At 69.1% G+C, this 14348-nt stretch carries 15 protein-coding genes; 13 read left to right on the forward strand and 2 right to left on the reverse strand.

Annotated elements, in window-relative coordinates:
• The first annotated feature begins 65 nt into the window (after positions 1-65).
• A complete protein-coding gene (locus M3Q35_RS37075; protein ID WP_273937206.1) occupies positions 66-3296 on the forward strand; it encodes an AfsR/SARP family transcriptional regulator in 3231 nt (1076 codons plus the stop codon).
• Positions 3297-3354: 58 nt separating this feature from the next.
• Here the strand turns inward: M3Q35_RS37075 and M3Q35_RS37080 are convergent, their stop codons facing one another.
• Together M3Q35_RS37080 and moaA are read right to left on the reverse strand one after the other, a co-directional pair.
• Complete coding sequence (locus M3Q35_RS37080) at positions 3355-3606, reverse strand: MoaD/ThiS family protein (RefSeq protein WP_273937207.1); 252 nt, start codon at positions 3604-3606, stop codon at positions 3355-3357.
• A gap of 4 nt (positions 3607-3610) precedes the next feature.
• Positions 3611-4672, reverse strand: coding sequence for a GTP 3',8-cyclase MoaA (gene moaA, locus M3Q35_RS37085; RefSeq protein WP_273937208.1), 1062 nt, complete (start codon positions 4670-4672; stop codon positions 3611-3613).
• A gap of 129 nt (positions 4673-4801) precedes the next feature.
• On the opposite strand from moaA, the gene M3Q35_RS48610 reads away from it, so the two are divergent.
• From M3Q35_RS48610 to M3Q35_RS37140, 12 genes are all read left to right on the forward strand, one after another.
• Positions 4802-4990: a hypothetical protein gene (locus M3Q35_RS48610; RefSeq protein ID WP_337960510.1), complete on the forward strand. Its 189-nt coding sequence runs from the start codon at positions 4802-4804 to the stop codon at positions 4988-4990.
• Positions 4987-5301 (forward strand): MarR family winged helix-turn-helix transcriptional regulator, encoded by a 315-nt coding sequence (locus M3Q35_RS48615; RefSeq protein WP_337960511.1) that lies wholly within the window; start codon positions 4987-4989, stop codon positions 5299-5301. The genes M3Q35_RS48610 and M3Q35_RS48615 overlap by 4 nt, the downstream gene beginning before the upstream one ends.
• Positions 5302-5364: 63 nt before the next feature.
• A complete protein-coding gene (locus M3Q35_RS37095; RefSeq protein ID WP_273937209.1) occupies positions 5365-5784 on the forward strand; it encodes a TOBE domain-containing protein in 420 nt (139 codons plus the stop codon).
• Entirely contained in the window at positions 5781-6566 is a 786-nt protein-coding gene (gene modA, locus M3Q35_RS37100) for a molybdate ABC transporter substrate-binding protein (RefSeq protein ID WP_273937210.1), read from the forward strand. Before M3Q35_RS37095 ends, modA begins: the two co-directional genes overlap by 4 nt.
• Positions 6563-7345, forward strand: a complete 783-nt coding sequence (locus tag M3Q35_RS37105; RefSeq protein ID WP_273937211.1) for an ABC transporter permease — start codon at positions 6563-6565, stop codon at positions 7343-7345. The genes modA and M3Q35_RS37105 overlap by 4 nt, the downstream gene beginning before the upstream one ends.
• Positions 7342-8436, forward strand: a complete 1095-nt coding sequence (locus M3Q35_RS37110; RefSeq protein WP_273937213.1) for a sulfate/molybdate ABC transporter ATP-binding protein — start codon at positions 7342-7344, stop codon at positions 8434-8436. The genes M3Q35_RS37105 and M3Q35_RS37110 overlap by 4 nt, the downstream gene beginning before the upstream one ends.
• A gap of 4 nt (positions 8437-8440) precedes the next feature.
• Positions 8441-9226, forward strand: a complete 786-nt coding sequence (locus M3Q35_RS37115) for an HAD-IIA family hydrolase (protein WP_273937214.1) — start codon at positions 8441-8443, stop codon at positions 9224-9226.
• A 133-nt stretch (positions 9227-9359) separates the two neighbouring features.
• A complete protein-coding gene (locus M3Q35_RS37120) occupies positions 9360-10157 on the forward strand; it encodes a metallophosphoesterase (protein WP_273937215.1) in 798 nt (265 codons plus the stop codon).
• Between the two features lie 249 nt (positions 10158-10406).
• Positions 10407-10775, forward strand: a complete 369-nt coding sequence (locus M3Q35_RS37125) for a type II toxin-antitoxin system RelE/ParE family toxin (protein ID WP_273937216.1) — start codon at positions 10407-10409, stop codon at positions 10773-10775.
• Positions 10772-11140: a helix-turn-helix domain-containing protein gene (locus tag M3Q35_RS37130; protein ID WP_273937217.1), complete on the forward strand. Its 369-nt coding sequence runs from the start codon at positions 10772-10774 to the stop codon at positions 11138-11140. The genes M3Q35_RS37125 and M3Q35_RS37130 overlap by 4 nt, the downstream gene beginning before the upstream one ends.
• 191 nt (positions 11141-11331) lie before the next feature.
• The gene (locus M3Q35_RS37135) at positions 11332-12966 is read left to right on the forward strand and encodes an AMP-binding protein (protein WP_379794452.1); all 1635 of its coding nucleotides are present in this window, start codon (positions 11332-11334) and stop codon (positions 12964-12966) included.
• A gap of 59 nt (positions 12967-13025) precedes the next feature.
• Positions 13026-14345 (forward strand): M14 family zinc carboxypeptidase, encoded by a 1320-nt coding sequence (locus tag M3Q35_RS37140; RefSeq protein WP_273937219.1) that lies wholly within the window; start codon positions 13026-13028, stop codon positions 14343-14345.
• The last annotated feature ends 3 nt before the right edge of the window (positions 14346-14348 follow it).

Genomic DNA, 14348 nt, shown 5'->3' on the forward strand with positions numbered 1-14348 from the left:
CGCTAGTGGACACCGCGGCACGCTCCTAGGCTGAACGACAACTGCACGGCCGAGAGGAGGCTGGCATGTCCACCGACATGCGCTTCCGCATCCTCGGCCCGCTCGAGGTGTCGCTGGCCGGCCGGCCGGTGCCGATCCGCGCGGCCAAGCACCGCACCCTGCTGGCCAGCCTGCTGCTGCGGGCCAACCGGGTGGTTCCGGTGGACGCGCTGGTCGAGCGGCTGTGGGCCGGCAATCCGCCGGCCCGGGCCAAGGGCACGCTCCAGACTTACGTGCTGCGGCTGCGGCAGACCCTCGGCGACCCGGCCCTGGTCCGGACCGCGCCCGAGGGCTACTACATCGACGTGCCGCCGGGATCCGTTGACCTGGAGCGGTTCCGCGAGCTGTCCGACGAGGGCACGCGGGCCGGCGACGCCGGCGACCTGGCCGCCGCGGCCGCCGCCCTCGACGAGGCCCTCCAGCTGTGGCGCGGGGCCCCGCTGGCCGACGTGCCGTCGGAGGAGTTGCAGCGCAACGTCGTGCCGCAGCTGGTCGAGCAGCACCTCCAGGTGCTGGAACGACGTATCGACATCGATCTCCAGCGCGGCCGGCACCAGGCGCTGATCGCCGAGCTCCAGTCGCTCACGGCCAAGCACCCGACGCGGGAGCCGTTCTGGGGCCAGCTGATGCTGGCCCTGCACCGCAGCGGCCGGCAGGCCGACGCGCTCGCGGCGTACCGGGGCGTGGCCGGCTATCTGGCCGACGAGCTGGGCATCGACCCCGGCGAGCCGCTGCGCCGGCTGCACCAGGCCATGCTGCGAAACGACCCCGAGCTGATCGCGCCGCTGGCCGCCGACGCGGCGCGGCCGGTGGTCGTGCCCTCGCAGCTGCCGGCCGACATCGCCGACTTCGTCGGCCGCGAGAAGCTGATCGACGAACTGGTGGCCCGGTTCGAGCTCGGCACGCCCGACGGCCCGGTGGCCGTGATGGGGCCGCCCGGCGTCGGCAAAACGGCCTTCGTCGTCCACCTCGCGCACCGGCTGCGGCCGCGTTTTCCCGATGGCCAGCTCTACGCCAACCTGCGCGGCTACGCCCTCGGCCCGGCGTTGAGCACCGCGCAGGTGCTGTCTCGGTTCCTGCGGGCGATGGGTGTGCCGCCGGAACAGATCCCGATCGACGTCGACCACCAGGCGGCGGCCTTCCGTGGACTCGTCGCGGGTAAGCGCATTCTGATCGTGCTGGACAACGCCGCCGCGGCCGATCAGATTCGGTCGCTGTTGCCGCCGCCGGAAGGCTGCGCGGTGCTCGTGACCAGCCGCAACGACCTGCGCAACCGTTTGCCCCATGTGGAGACGGTGCTGCTGGAGCCGCTCACGCCGGACGAGTCCAGACAGCTGCTCAGCGCCGTGCTCGGGCCGGAGCTCAAGGACGTGCCAGCTTCGACGGAGCTGGCTCGGCTGTGCGCGTACCTGCCGCTGGCCCTGCGTATCGCCGCCGCCAACCTGGCCAAGTCGCCGCCGTCCGGGCTGGCCGACTACGTGGCCGAGCTTCGCAACGGTAACCGGCTCTCGGCGCTGAGCATTGCCGGCGACGAGGGCACGGCCGTGCGGGCGGCCTTCGACCTTTCCTATACGACGCTGCAACCGCGGGCCCGTGAGCTGTTCCGGCTGCTGGGTCTCGTGCCCGGGCCGGACTTCACGCCGCAGGCCGCCGCCGCGCTGCTGGCCACCGATGCCGACGACGCCGCCGAGCTGCTCGACCAGCTCGCCGCCGTGCATCTCGTGCAGCCTGGGCAGCCGGGTCGATTCCAGTTCCACGACCTGATCCGCCTCTACGCCGCGCAGCGTGAGCACGAGGAGAACACCCGTACCGAGCGGGACATCGTGGTGCGGCGGCTGCTCGACCACTACCTGGCCGGCGCGATCGGTGCGGCTCACGTGGCCTATCGGGACCTGGTGCGGCTGGTCGTCGGCAAGCAGCAGGGCCTGGTGTTCACCATCGAGGCCGACGCGTTGGCCTGGCTGGATGCCGAGCGGCTCAACCTCATCGCGGCTTTCGGCTACGCCGCCCGGCACCACCTGGCCGACCACGCCGTCCGCCTCGCCGACGCGCTGCGCGGGTATTTCCTTGCGCACCAATACAACGTGGACTGGTTCGCCACCGCCTCGACCGCCGTCACCGTGGCCCGGCGGGCCGGCGACCGGCGCGGCGAGGCGGCGATGCTGTTCAACCTCGGCACCGCGCAGTGGAACATGGACCGGCAGGAGGACGCGATCGACAGCTTCCTCGCCGCGGCCGACATCTTCCGTGAGCTCGGGGCCGACGACGGGGCCGCCGCGTCGCTCAACAACGCCGGCAACTCGCACCTGGAACTGGGCCAGTTCGACGAGGCCGCCGGCTACTTCGACGAGGCGCTGGCGTTGGCCCAGCGATCCGGCCTGCGGGACGTCGAGGTCATCGGGCGGGCCAACATCGGCTTCGTGCTGCTGGAACTGGGCCGGCTCGGGGAGGCCGTCGAGCACTGCCGGCGGTCCATCGAGCTGTGCCGGGAAGCCGGTCTGCGGCACTGCGAGGCGCACAGCGTGGCCAACCTCGGGGCCGCGTTGCTCGAACGTGGGCATCCCGTCGAGGCCATCGAGCAGCTGACCACCGCGTTGGCCATGTTCCGGGGCTTCGGCGAGGTCACCGCCGGGCTGGAAGTGTTGCACCGCTTGGCAACCGCGTACCAGATGACGTCACGGGTCGAGCCGGCGCTGGAGCTGGCCCGCGAGGCGCTGGACAGCGCTCGTCGCACCGGCAGCCACCGGGCGCAGGCCATGAGCCTGTCCGCGCTGGGCCTCACCCTGCACATGGCCGGCAAGTTCCCCGACGCCATGCGGTGCTTCGACGAGGCACTGGGCATGCTGGACGAGGTCAGCCACATGCGCACCCGGCTGTGGGTGCTGATCGGCGCCTCGATGGCGATGATGCCCGTCGGCCGGCTGGAGGAGGCGCTGACCACCGGCCGCCGCGCCCTCGACCTCGCCGCCCCGCTGCCGCTCTACCGGGCTCGCGCGCAGTTGTTGTTGGCGCACCTGCTGATCGCCCGTGGCGGGGAGCAGGACATGGCCGATGCCTACGCGTACGCCGTGCAGGCGCGGGCGATCTTCGAGAAGGCCGGCAATCCCAGCGGTTCCGCGTGGTCCCTGCACGTGATGGCCCAGGTGCGGAAACACCGCGGCGACACGGCCGCGGCCGACCGGCTCAACCGTGAGGCCCTGCGCAGCATCGACGGCCGCGCCTGGGCCGAACGCATCCGCGCCGCGATCACCGCTTAGCCGTGATGCAGGGAAGGCGTCCTTCCCTGCATTGGCGGCGGCGCTGCGGCGGGGTGGGTCAGCCGCCGGCGAAAGGCGGCAGCACGTCCAGCTCTCGGCCGCCTGCGACCGAGATCTTGGTGTCCCGCACGGCGATTCCGTCCAGCAGCAGGCTGGAGGCGGTCAGCACCCGGGTCAGCGGCTCGCCGTGCTTGTCCCGCACCAGCTTCAGCACGTCGTCCACAGTGGACTCCGGCGGCAGGCTCAGCTGCTCGTCGTCCACTCCGGCGGCGGCCTTGGCGCCGGCGAAGTAGCGGATGGTCAACAGCACCCGGTCAGCCTCCGATCGCGCTCATCGGACGGTCCGGCTGGGCGAATCCGTCGTCGTTGATGCCGTGTCCCTTGGCCTTGCCCCACATCGCCGCCCGCCACAGCTGCGCGAGCTCCTCGTCGGAGGCGCCGGCGCGCAGCGGGCCGCGCAGGTCGGTCTCGGTGGTGGCGAACAGGCACGTGCGCAGCGCGCCGTCGGCGGTCAGCCGGGTACGGTCGCAGGCCGCGCAGAACGGCCGGGTCACCGACGCGATCACGCCGACCGTGGCCGGGCCGCCGTCGACCAGCCAGCGCTCGGCCGGCGCGGCACCGCGGGCGGAGCTGGCTTCCGGGGTGAGCGTGAAGCGAGCGCTCAGCCGGTCGAGGATCTCCTCGGCGGTGATCATCGTCGTGCGGTCCCACTCGTGCTGCGCGTCCAGCGGCATCTGCTCGATGAAGCGCAGCTGGTAGCCATGGTCCAGGCAGAACTGGAGCAGGTCCGGGGCCTCGTCCTCGTTCACGCCGCGCATCAGCACCGTGTTGACCTTCACCGGCCGCAGGCCGGCGTCGTGCGCGGCGCCGAGGCCCGCGAGCACGTCGTCCAGCCGGTCGCGCCGGGTGATCGTGGCGAAGCGGTCCGGCCGAAGTGTGTCGAGGGACACATTGATGCGGTCCAGTCCGGACAGCTTGAGCTGACCGGCCTTGCGGGCCAGTGAGACCGCGTTGGTCGTCAGGGACATGCGGGGCCGTGGCCGCAGTTCCGCCGCGGCCGCGAGGATTTGCGGCAAATCCTTGCGCAGCAGCGGTTCCCCGCCGGTGAAGCGGAGCTCGCGGATGCCGAGTCGGTCGACCGCGATGCGGATCAGCCGGATCAACTCGGTCCCGGTCAGCAGATCGCCGCTCGGCAGCCATTCGAGGCCCTCGGCCGGCATGCAGTACGTGCAGCGCAGATTGCACCGGTCGGTGAGGGAAACGCGCAGGTCAGTGGCGACGCGCCCATAGGTGTCGATCAAGCCCGGCAGATCGGGACGCGTCGAGACGTCAGGGGTGCTCCGCACGCCCGGAAGGCCTAGCTCGACGGGTGCCATCACGATCAGGGTAGTCGCTGGTAGCCCTAGGCTGGATCACCGCGGAACGGACATGCGGTAACTCAGACGCTTCGCGGTTATGATGTCTTGTGGGCCGAGTGTCTTAGCAAGTAAGCAGGTGATGGGGTCGTGTCGGAGACGGCAGAGGCCAGGACGGTCTATCCGGTCAGCGACGAGGAGCTGGAGCGGTTCTCCTGGCTGGGTCGGGACAGCAGCCTGGTGACGGTCATGTTCCACGCGCGCATCGCCGAGCAGCTGGGCCTGTCCGCCACCGACCACAAGTGCCTCGACCTGGCCGCCCGCGGGGTCAGCCGATGACCGCCGGCCGCATCGCCGAGCTTTCCGGCCTGTCCACCGGGGCGGTCACCGGCGTGATCGACCGGCTGGAGCGCGCCGGCTACGTCCGCCGCGTCCGCGACCCGCACGACCGGCGCAAGGTGCTGGTCGAGGTCACGCTGGGCGCGCAGGACCCCGAGCGGTTCAGCCTGCTGTTCAAGGGACTCACCGAGGCGACTGCGCGGGTACTCGCGCACTACACGCCCGAGCAGCGGGAACTGCTGTACTCCTACGGCGCCGAGATGCTGGACGAGATGCGCAAGGAAGTCCACCGGATCGGCGAGAAGGGGTAGCGATTCCGCATCTGCGGAGTCTTTCCTCTTCTTGTTCCGCACGAGCGGAGTTAGTCTCGGCGCGTGACTCGACCTGACTCACCCACCTACCGGGTGTCCGAGGCCGCCGTGCTGCTCGGCGTGAGCGACGACACCGTGCGTCGCTGGCTGGACTCCGGCCAGCTCACCGCCGGTGTCGACACTGCCGGCCGCAAGGTCGTCGACGGCGCCGAGCTCGCCGCCTTCGCCCGGTCCCAGGCCAACGCCGTGCCCGACCCGTCCGGGGTGGGCCGCTCGGCCCGCAACCGGTTCGTCGGCCTGGTCACCGAGATCGTCGAGGACAAGGTGATGGCCCAGGTCGAGATCCAGTCCGGGCCGCACCGCGTGGTGTCGCTGATGAGCACCGAGGCGGTCCACGAACTCGGGCTGACCCCCGGCATGCTGGCGGTGGCCGTGGTCAAGTCCACCCAGGTGATCATCGAAACGCCGGGAGGCATGTCGTGAGGAAACTCGTCGTCGCCATCGGGTCGGCCGCACTGCTGCTGACCGCGTGCGGTGGCACGCAGCCGTCCTCGGCCGGTACGTCCACGACCAGCTCGGCGCCCAAGGAGTCCGGCACGCTGACCGTGCTCGCCGCGGCTTCGCTGACCACCTCGTTCAACAAGATCAAGGTCGACTTCGAGTCGGCCCATCCCGGCGTGACGGTGAGGATCACCTACGACGGCTCGTCCACGCTGGTGCAGCAGATCACCAACGGCGCCGCGGCCGACGTGTTCGCCTCGGCCGACCAGAACAACATGGACAAGGTCACCAAGGCTTCATTGAACGACGGCACGCCGCAGCTGTTCGCGCGGAACAAGCTGGAGATCGCCGTTCCGCCCAGCAACCCCAAGAACATCGCCTCGTTCGCCGACCTGGCCAAGCCCGGCGTCGTCGTGGTGGTGTGCGCCGACGCGGTGCCGTGCGGGGCGGCGGCGTTGAAGGTCGAGGCGGCCACCGGCGTGCACATCTCGCCGGCCAGCAAGGAAACCGCCGTCACCGGCGTGCTGTCCAAGGTCGAGTCCGGTGACGCCGACGCCGGCCTGGTGTACCTCACCGACGTCAACTCGGCCGGCAGCAAGGTCAAGGGCGTGCCCTTCCCCGAGGCCGACAAGGCGATCAACGACTATCCGATCACCGTGCTGAAGAACGCGCCGCAATCCGCGCTGGCCAAGGAGTTCGTCGCGTTCGTGCGGGGCGAACAGGGCCGCAAGGAGCTCGGCGCGGTGGGCTTCCAGCTGCCGTGAGACGGTCCGTCCCGGTCCTGCTCTGGGCGCCGGCGGCGATAGCGCTGGCCCTGGTCGTGCTGCCGGTCATCGGTCTGGTGGCCCGCAGCGACCTCGGCCGGCTGCCGCAGCTGGTGACCAGCCCGACCGCGCTGGAGGCCCTGTGGCTTTCGGTGCGGACGGGTGCGACCGCCACTGTGTTGTCGGTGCTGCTCGGCGGTCCGCTCGCGGTCGTACTGGCCCGTGGGCGGCTGCCTGGGTTGCGGGTGCTGCGGGCCGTTGTGTTGTTGCCGCTCGTTCTGCCGCCGGTGGTTGGTGGTCTGGCTTTGCTGTACCTGTTGGGGCGTAATGGCTTCGGTGGTCAGGTTCTGGCGGTGTTCGGGTTGCGGCTGCCGTTCACCACGGCTGCCGTGATCATCGCGCAGACGTTCGTGGCGATGCCGTTCCTGGTCATCGGCCTTGAGGGCGCCTTGCGGACCGCCGGCGAGCGCTACGAGGCTGTGGCCGCCACTTTGGGGGCCGCGCCGTGGACCGTGTTCCGGCGCGTGACTGTGCCGTTGTTGTTGCCCGCCTTGGGTTCCTCTTTGGTGCTGGCTTTTGCCCGGTCGTTGGGGGAGTTCGGGGCCACGATCACCTTCGCCGGCAACCTGGAGGGCACCACCCAGACCCTGCCGCTGCTGGTCTACGTGCAGTCCGAGTCCGATGTGGACGCTGCCGTCGCGGTGTCATTGTTGTTGGTGGTGTTGGCGATCGTGGTCATCGCTGTCGCTCGGCCGCGTTCGATCGAGGGACGGCTGTGACTCTCGACCTCGACATCGCTGTTCGTCGCGACTCCTTCGCCCTGTCCGTGCAGCTTTCCGTTGGGGCGGGCGAGATTGTTGCCGTGCTTGGCCGTAACGGCGCCGGCAAGTCGACCTTGCTCGGGGCGTTGGCCGGATTGCTGCGTCCTTCCACGGGGCGGATCTCGTTGAGCGGCCGGGTGTTGACCGATGTCGCCGCCGGCGTTCATGTGCCGCCTCACCTGCGGGGCATCGGTTTGCTGGCCCAGGATCCGTTGCTGTTCCCGCATCTGACGGTTGCCGCCAACGTCGCCTTCGGTCCTCGTTCGCGGGGCATTTCTCGTTCGGCGGCCGACGAACTTGCGTCGCGCTTGTTGTCCGATGTGGACGCTGCGGAGTTCGCTTCTCGCCGTCCCGGACAGCTTTCCGGCGGCCAGGCCCAGCGTGTCGCCGTCGCCCGTGCGCTGGCCGCCGCCCCTGACCTCCTGCTGCTCGATGAACCCCTTGCCGCGCTTGACGTCGACGCCGCCCCCGCGCTGCGCACCATGCTCCGGCGCGTGCTACGCGACTCCGGTCGTACCGCGTTGCTCGTCACCCATGATCCGTTGGACGCCCTCGTGCTGGCCGATCGTGTTGTCGTGCTCTCCGACGGTGAGATCGTCGAGCAGGGCGAGACCCGGGCCGTCTTGTCCCGGCCCCGCACCGCTTTCACCGCCCGTATCGCCGGCTTGGACCTCGTTTCCGGCCATTTCGGGCCGTCCGGGCTGGTCGTCGACGACTTCGTGATCAGCGGGCACGTGCCCGCACCCATCGCCGACGGCGCCCCGGCCGTCGCCGTTTTCGCCCCTGCCGCCGTCGCCGTGCACGTCGAGCCGCCCGGCGGTAGCCCTCGCAACGTGTTCGGCGCCGTTGTCGGCGGGCTCGAACCGCACGGCGACCTCATTCGACTGCGGGTGAGCCGGGCCGTCGACGGTCCGTCCTGGGTGGACGGCCTCGCCGCCGACCTCACCGCCGCCGCCGTCGCCGACCTCGGTCTCGAGCCCGGTGTTCGGGTCTGGTTGGCCGTGAAGGCCGCTGAGGTGGCTTTGCACCCGGTTGCCGGGGGATCATGAGGGCATGGTCTGGAACTACCTGATGGACATGGACGGCGTGCTCGTCCACGAGGAGCACATCATTTCCGGTGCCGACCAGTTCCTCGCGGAGCTGCGGGACCAGGGTGTGCCGTTCATGTTGTTGACCAACAACTCCATCTACACCCCTCGCGACCTGCGGGCGCGGCTGCTGCGGACCGGTCTGGACGTGCCCGAGTCGTCCATCTGGACCTCGGCGTTGGCCACCGCGAAGTTCCTCGACACCCAGCGGCCCGGTGGCTCCGCGTACGTCATCGGCGAGGCCGGTCTGACCACTGCGCTGCACTCCATCGGCTACGTGTTGACCGACAGCGACCCCGACTATGTGGTGCTCGGCGAGACCCGGACCTACAGCTTCGAGGCCATCACCAAGGCCATTCGCCTGGTCGACGCCGGGGCCCGGTTCATCGCCACCAATCCCGACGAGACCGGCCCCAGCCGTGAGGGTCTGCTGCCCGCGACCGGCTCCGTCGCCGCGCTCATCGCCCGGGCGACCGGCCGTGAGCCGTACTACGTCGGCAAGCCCAACCCGTTGATGATGCGTTCGGCCCTTCGGGCCATCGGGGCCCATTCCGAGAACACCCTCATGATCGGCGACCGGATGGACACCGATGTCCGTTCCGGTCTGGAAGCCGGACTCCAGACAATCCTGGTCCTTTCCGGCATTTCCGGCGCCGACACCGCCGAGCGTTTCCCGTACCGGCCGACCCTGGTGATCGACTCCATTGCCGACCTCATCGGTCGGGCGACGGACCCGTTCAAACGTGACTGAGTGACTGTCCGTGACCGCCCGTTCGCGGACCGCTCGAAACCGTGAATCCGCAGCTCACGGAGATCATTTCGATACGCTCCGGTGACCGGTCCGGTCGGCGCGCCGGGTGGTCGACCGCCTATCGTCTCTCACCGTGGGCGACGACGAACGAGATGAGTCGGTGTTCGTGGTCGGTGATGTCCATGGCCACCTCTCCGAGCTCATCACCGCATTGCACGATGCCGGGCTGACCACCGCCGAGGGGCAGTGGTCCGGTGGGCGGCACCGCCTGTGGTTCCTCGGCGACTTCGTCGACCGCGGGCCCGAGGGCATCGGCGTCATCGACCTCGTCATGCGCCTGGCCGACCAGGCCGACCGCGCCGGCGGCTTCGTCGGTTCCCTCCTGGGCAACCACGAGGTCCTGCTGCTCGGAATGCACCTTTTCGGCGATACTCCCGTTCCGTCCGACTACGGCTTCCGCAGCTTCGCCCGATCGTGGCATCTCAACGGCGGGCAGCTCTCCGACCAGACCCGCCTCACCGACCGCCACGTCCGCTGGCTCACCGACCGCCCCGTCGCCGTCGTCGTCGACGAACACCTGCTGCTGCACTCCGACACCACCGCCTACCTCTCGTGGGGCGATTCCGTCGAGGAGGTCAACTCCGCGGTTCGGGCCATCCTCCACGGCCAGGACCTCGTCTCGTGGTGGGACTGCTGGCACAAGATGACCACCCGCTTCGCCTTCCGCGGAGCCACCGGCGCCCAGACCGCCGACGAGATCATGGGCAAGTTCGGCGGCAAACGCATCGTGCACGGCCACAGCATCATCGCCGACCAGCTCGGCATCGAGCCCGACCAGGTCGACGGCCCCCTGTCCTACGCCGACGGCAAGGTCTTGGCCGTGGACGGCGGCCTGTTCGACGGCGGGCCGTGTCTGGTGGTCGAGCTCTGATCGACCGCCGGCTTTGACTCGGAGGGCCGGTACAGCCTTGCGTGGGCGGGAACGCCGTGGCTCAGTCGACGGCTCCTTGGCAGAAGACGGCGTGGCCGTGCTTGGTTCTTGTGCCCCACCCACCCGCCCTTTTGGGCCTGGCGGACCCGGTGCTGCCCACATCCGCCGTGAGCACTTAAAGTGACTATTGATAGACGATAAGTGACCCTGGTCGGTGTGGTGACATAAGGGTATCATTATAGTTGCTGGGTGTGGGATGTAGAGCTCGTCGACGAGGTCGATGCGTGGCTGCTGGCGCTTGCTCGCAGTGACCCGAACACTGCCAACCAGGTGGAAGCGGCGATCGACATGTTGGCGGAGGGAGGGCCGGGGCTTGGGCGACCGCTGGTGGACCGGATCAAAGGGTCGACGGTGCATAACCTGAAGGAGCTGCGGCCGGGTTCCCGAGGGGCTAGCGAGATCAGGATCTTGTTCGTCTTCGACCCGGGGCGCCGGGCTATCTTGTTGGTGGCCGGGGACAAGGCGGGCGACTGGAGTGGTTGGTACAGAAAGGCTGTCCCGCTGGCCGAACGACGTTACGCGGTGCACCTGGCGATGGCGAAGGGCGAGGAGGGTTGAGACATGGCTCGTTCCTGGAGGAAGTCAAGGCGGACAAGGCGGCCATCGACCGTGCCAACGGCCGTGACGTCGAGGCTGAGCGTGCCGTCGCGCGAAACAAGGTCGAGGCGTATGTGCTCGGGTTCAGGCTGGCGCAGCTCCGTGAGCAGGCGCGCGTGACCCAGAGCGAGCTGGCTCGCCGGATGGGAGTCAGCCAACCGCGGATCAGTCAGCTTGAGCAGGGAGATCCGAATCAGCTGACCGTCGACACGGTCCGCCGGTACGTGGAGGCTCTTGGCGGTCAGCTGAAGATTGTCGTCGACTTCGAGGGCCATGACGTCACCGTCTCCACCAGTGAGGCCGACCGCGACCAAGTTTCCGCGTGACGTAGACGGCACGACTGTACGGAAATAGCCCCGCGCCAGGTGGGCGCATAGCTGGACGGCGTGCGCGGTTCTTGTGCCCCACCCGCGCGCGAGTTCTGTGCCCCACCCACCCACCCTGCCTCGGTCTACCGACTCCGCCCACCCCCGCTCGGGGGTGGCAGTGGCCCGCGTCACAGGCGAGGATGGGCCGCATGGTCGCGCTGCCTGCTTACGCCTCGGGAACCTCGGATGTGCCGCTGCTCGGCGACACCATCGGCGACAACCTTGACCGGACGGTGGAGAGGTTCGGGGACAGGGATGCGCTGGTGGAGTGCGCCACCGGCAGGCGGTGGACGTACGGGGAGCTGGCGAAGGATGTCGACGCGGTGGCGTTGGGGTTGCGAGAAAACGGGGTGGGGAAAGGCGACCGGGTGGGAATCTGGGCGCCGAACTGTGCGGAGTGGGTGCTGACGCAGTACGCGACGGCCAAGCTGGGGGCGATCCTGGTCAACATCAACCCGGCCTACCGCGTGCACGAACTGGAGTTCGTGCTGAACCAGGCGGAAGTGGGGACGCTGGTCGCCACGCCGACGTTCAAGACGTCGGACTACGAGGCGATGATCAACGAGGTGCGGCCGAACTGCCCGGGGCTGGAGACGGTGCTGCTGATCGGGCGTCCGGAGTGGACGGACCTGGTCGAACACGGCCGGACGAAGGACCGGGAGCTGCTCAAAGAGATCAAGCTCTCGCCGGACGATCCGATCAACATCCAGTACACGTCGGGCACGACGGGGTTTCCGAAGGGTGCGACGCTGTCGCACCACAACATCCTGAACAACGGGTACTTCGTGGGCGAGCTGTGCGGCTACACGGAAGCGGACCGGGTCTGCATCCCGGTGCCGTTCTACCACTGCTTCGGCATGGTGATGGGCAACCTGGGTGCGACGACGCACGGGGCCTGCATGGTGGTGCCGGCGCAGGCCTTCGACGCGAAGTCCACATTGGACGCGGTGCAGAACGAGAAATGCACCTCCCTGTACGGGGTGCCGACGATGTTCATCGCGGAGCTGGCCCTGCCGGACTTCGACGACCACGACCTGACCAGCCTGCGCACGGGCATCATGGCCGGCTCGCCCTGCCCGGTCGAGGTGATGAAGCAGGTGATCGACCGCATGGGCATGACCGAGGTGACCATCTGCTACGGCATGACGGAAACCTCGCCGGTGTCCACGCAGACCAGGGCGGACGACTCGCTGGACCGCCGGGTGTCGACGGTCGGCCGGGTGCATCCGCACCTGGAGGTCAAGATCGTCGATCCGGCAACGGGTCTGACGGCGGCCCGGGGCGAGCAGGGCGAGCTCTGCACCCGCGGCTACTCGGTGATGCTGGGCTACTGGGCCCAGTCGGACAAGACGGCCGAGGTGATCGACGCGGCCCGCTGGATGCACACGGGCGACCTCGCGGTGATGGACGACGACGGCTACGTGGCGATCACCGGCCGGATCAAGGACATGGTGATCCGCGGCGGCGAGAACGTCTACCCGCGCGAGGTGGAGGAATTCCTCTACACCCACCCGGACGTCCTGGACGCGCAGGTGATCGGGGTGCCGGACGAACGCTACGGCGAGGAGCTGATGGCGTGGATCCGAATGCGCCCGGGTGCTGAGCCGATCACCGCCGAACGCATCCGCGAGTACTGCACGGGCAAGCTGGCGCACTACAAGATCCCCCGCTACGTGCACGTGGTCGACGAGTTCCCGATGACGGTGACGGGCAAGATCCGCAAGGTCGAGATGCGGGAACGGGCGGTCGAGATCCTCCGGGCGAACCAGACGAACGGCGGGTAGTCAGGCGCACATACCGTGTCGGTATGGTTACGCGGCGCCATCCGACGTGAGGAGCCGCCATGAGGCCACGCGCCCTGATCCGCATAGCCGCCGGTGTTTCCGCCGTACTGCTGCTCGTCGGGACGGCCTCAGCGGCCGCCGGCGACGACACGCCCGTGATGTGGCAGGTGCCCATCAGCGGCAACCAGGCCGGCCAGCTGGTCGCCGCCGGATTCGACGTCGCCGAGACGGGAGCCGAGGGCGTCGCCTACGTCACCGGCACCGGCCAGACCGCACAAGCGTTGCGGGACCTGGGATACCGGCCGACCAAGTACGACACGATCTACAAGGAGCTGCCGGCCGGGCAGCAGTCGCGGGCGGTGGCCACCACCTTCTACGGCGGCTACCGGGCGGTGCCGGACCAGGAGCAGCACCTCAGCCAGGTCGCGAGCGCCCACCCCGAGCTGGCCACGCTGTACGACATCGGCGACTCGTGGCTGAAGACGAAGGGCAAGGGCGGCCACGACATCGAGGCCATCTGCCTGACCAAGAAGAAGTCGGGCGACTGCACGCTCAGCACCACCTCGGCCAAGCCCAAGTTCACGCTGATGGCCCAGATCCACGCCCGCGAGATCGCCACCGGCGAGCTGGCCCAGCGCTGGATCGACTACCTGGTCAACGGTTACGGCTCCGACGCGACGGCAACGTCCATTCTGGACACCACCGAGATCTGGGTGATCCCGATCGCCAACCCGGACGGTGTCGACGTGGTGTCCTCCGGCGGCAACTCGCCGAAGATGCAGCGCAAGAACGTGGACAACACCCGCGGCGGCTGCACCGGCACCAACATCGGCATCGACCTGAACCGCAACTCCACCTACAAGTGGGGCGGCGACTCGAACCAGGCCTGCTCGGAGACGTACCAGGGTCCGAGCAAGGGCAGCGAGCCCGAGGTGACCTCGCTGGAGAAGTTCTTCCGGTCCATCTATCCGGTGCAGCGCGGCACGGGCGACAACGACCCGGCGCCGGTCACCGCGCGCGGCACGATGATCACGCTGCACAGCTACGGCAACGACATCATCGTGCCGTGGGGCTACACCGAGAAGACCTCGCCCAACGACGCTCAGTTGCGCGCCCTTGGCAAGAAGATGGCTGCCTCCAACGGATACGTCGTCGACACCAACGGCGGCACGGTGGGCTACGAGACGTCGGGCACCACCGACGACTTCACCTACGGCGTGCTCGGCGTGGCCAGCTTCACCATCGAGGTCGGCCCGGACAGCGGCACCTGCGGCGGCTTCTTCCCGAAGTACTCCTGCCTGGACAGCAAGTTCTGGCCGGAGATGAAGGGCGCCTTCACCGCAGCGGCGCAGGCGGCCGCGGCCCCGTACAAGCAGTAGCAG

The sequence above is a fragment of the Kutzneria chonburiensis genome (assembly GCF_028622115.1).
In the GTDB taxonomy this organism is placed as follows: Bacteria; Actinomycetota; Actinomycetes; order Mycobacteriales; family Pseudonocardiaceae; genus Kutzneria; species Kutzneria chonburiensis.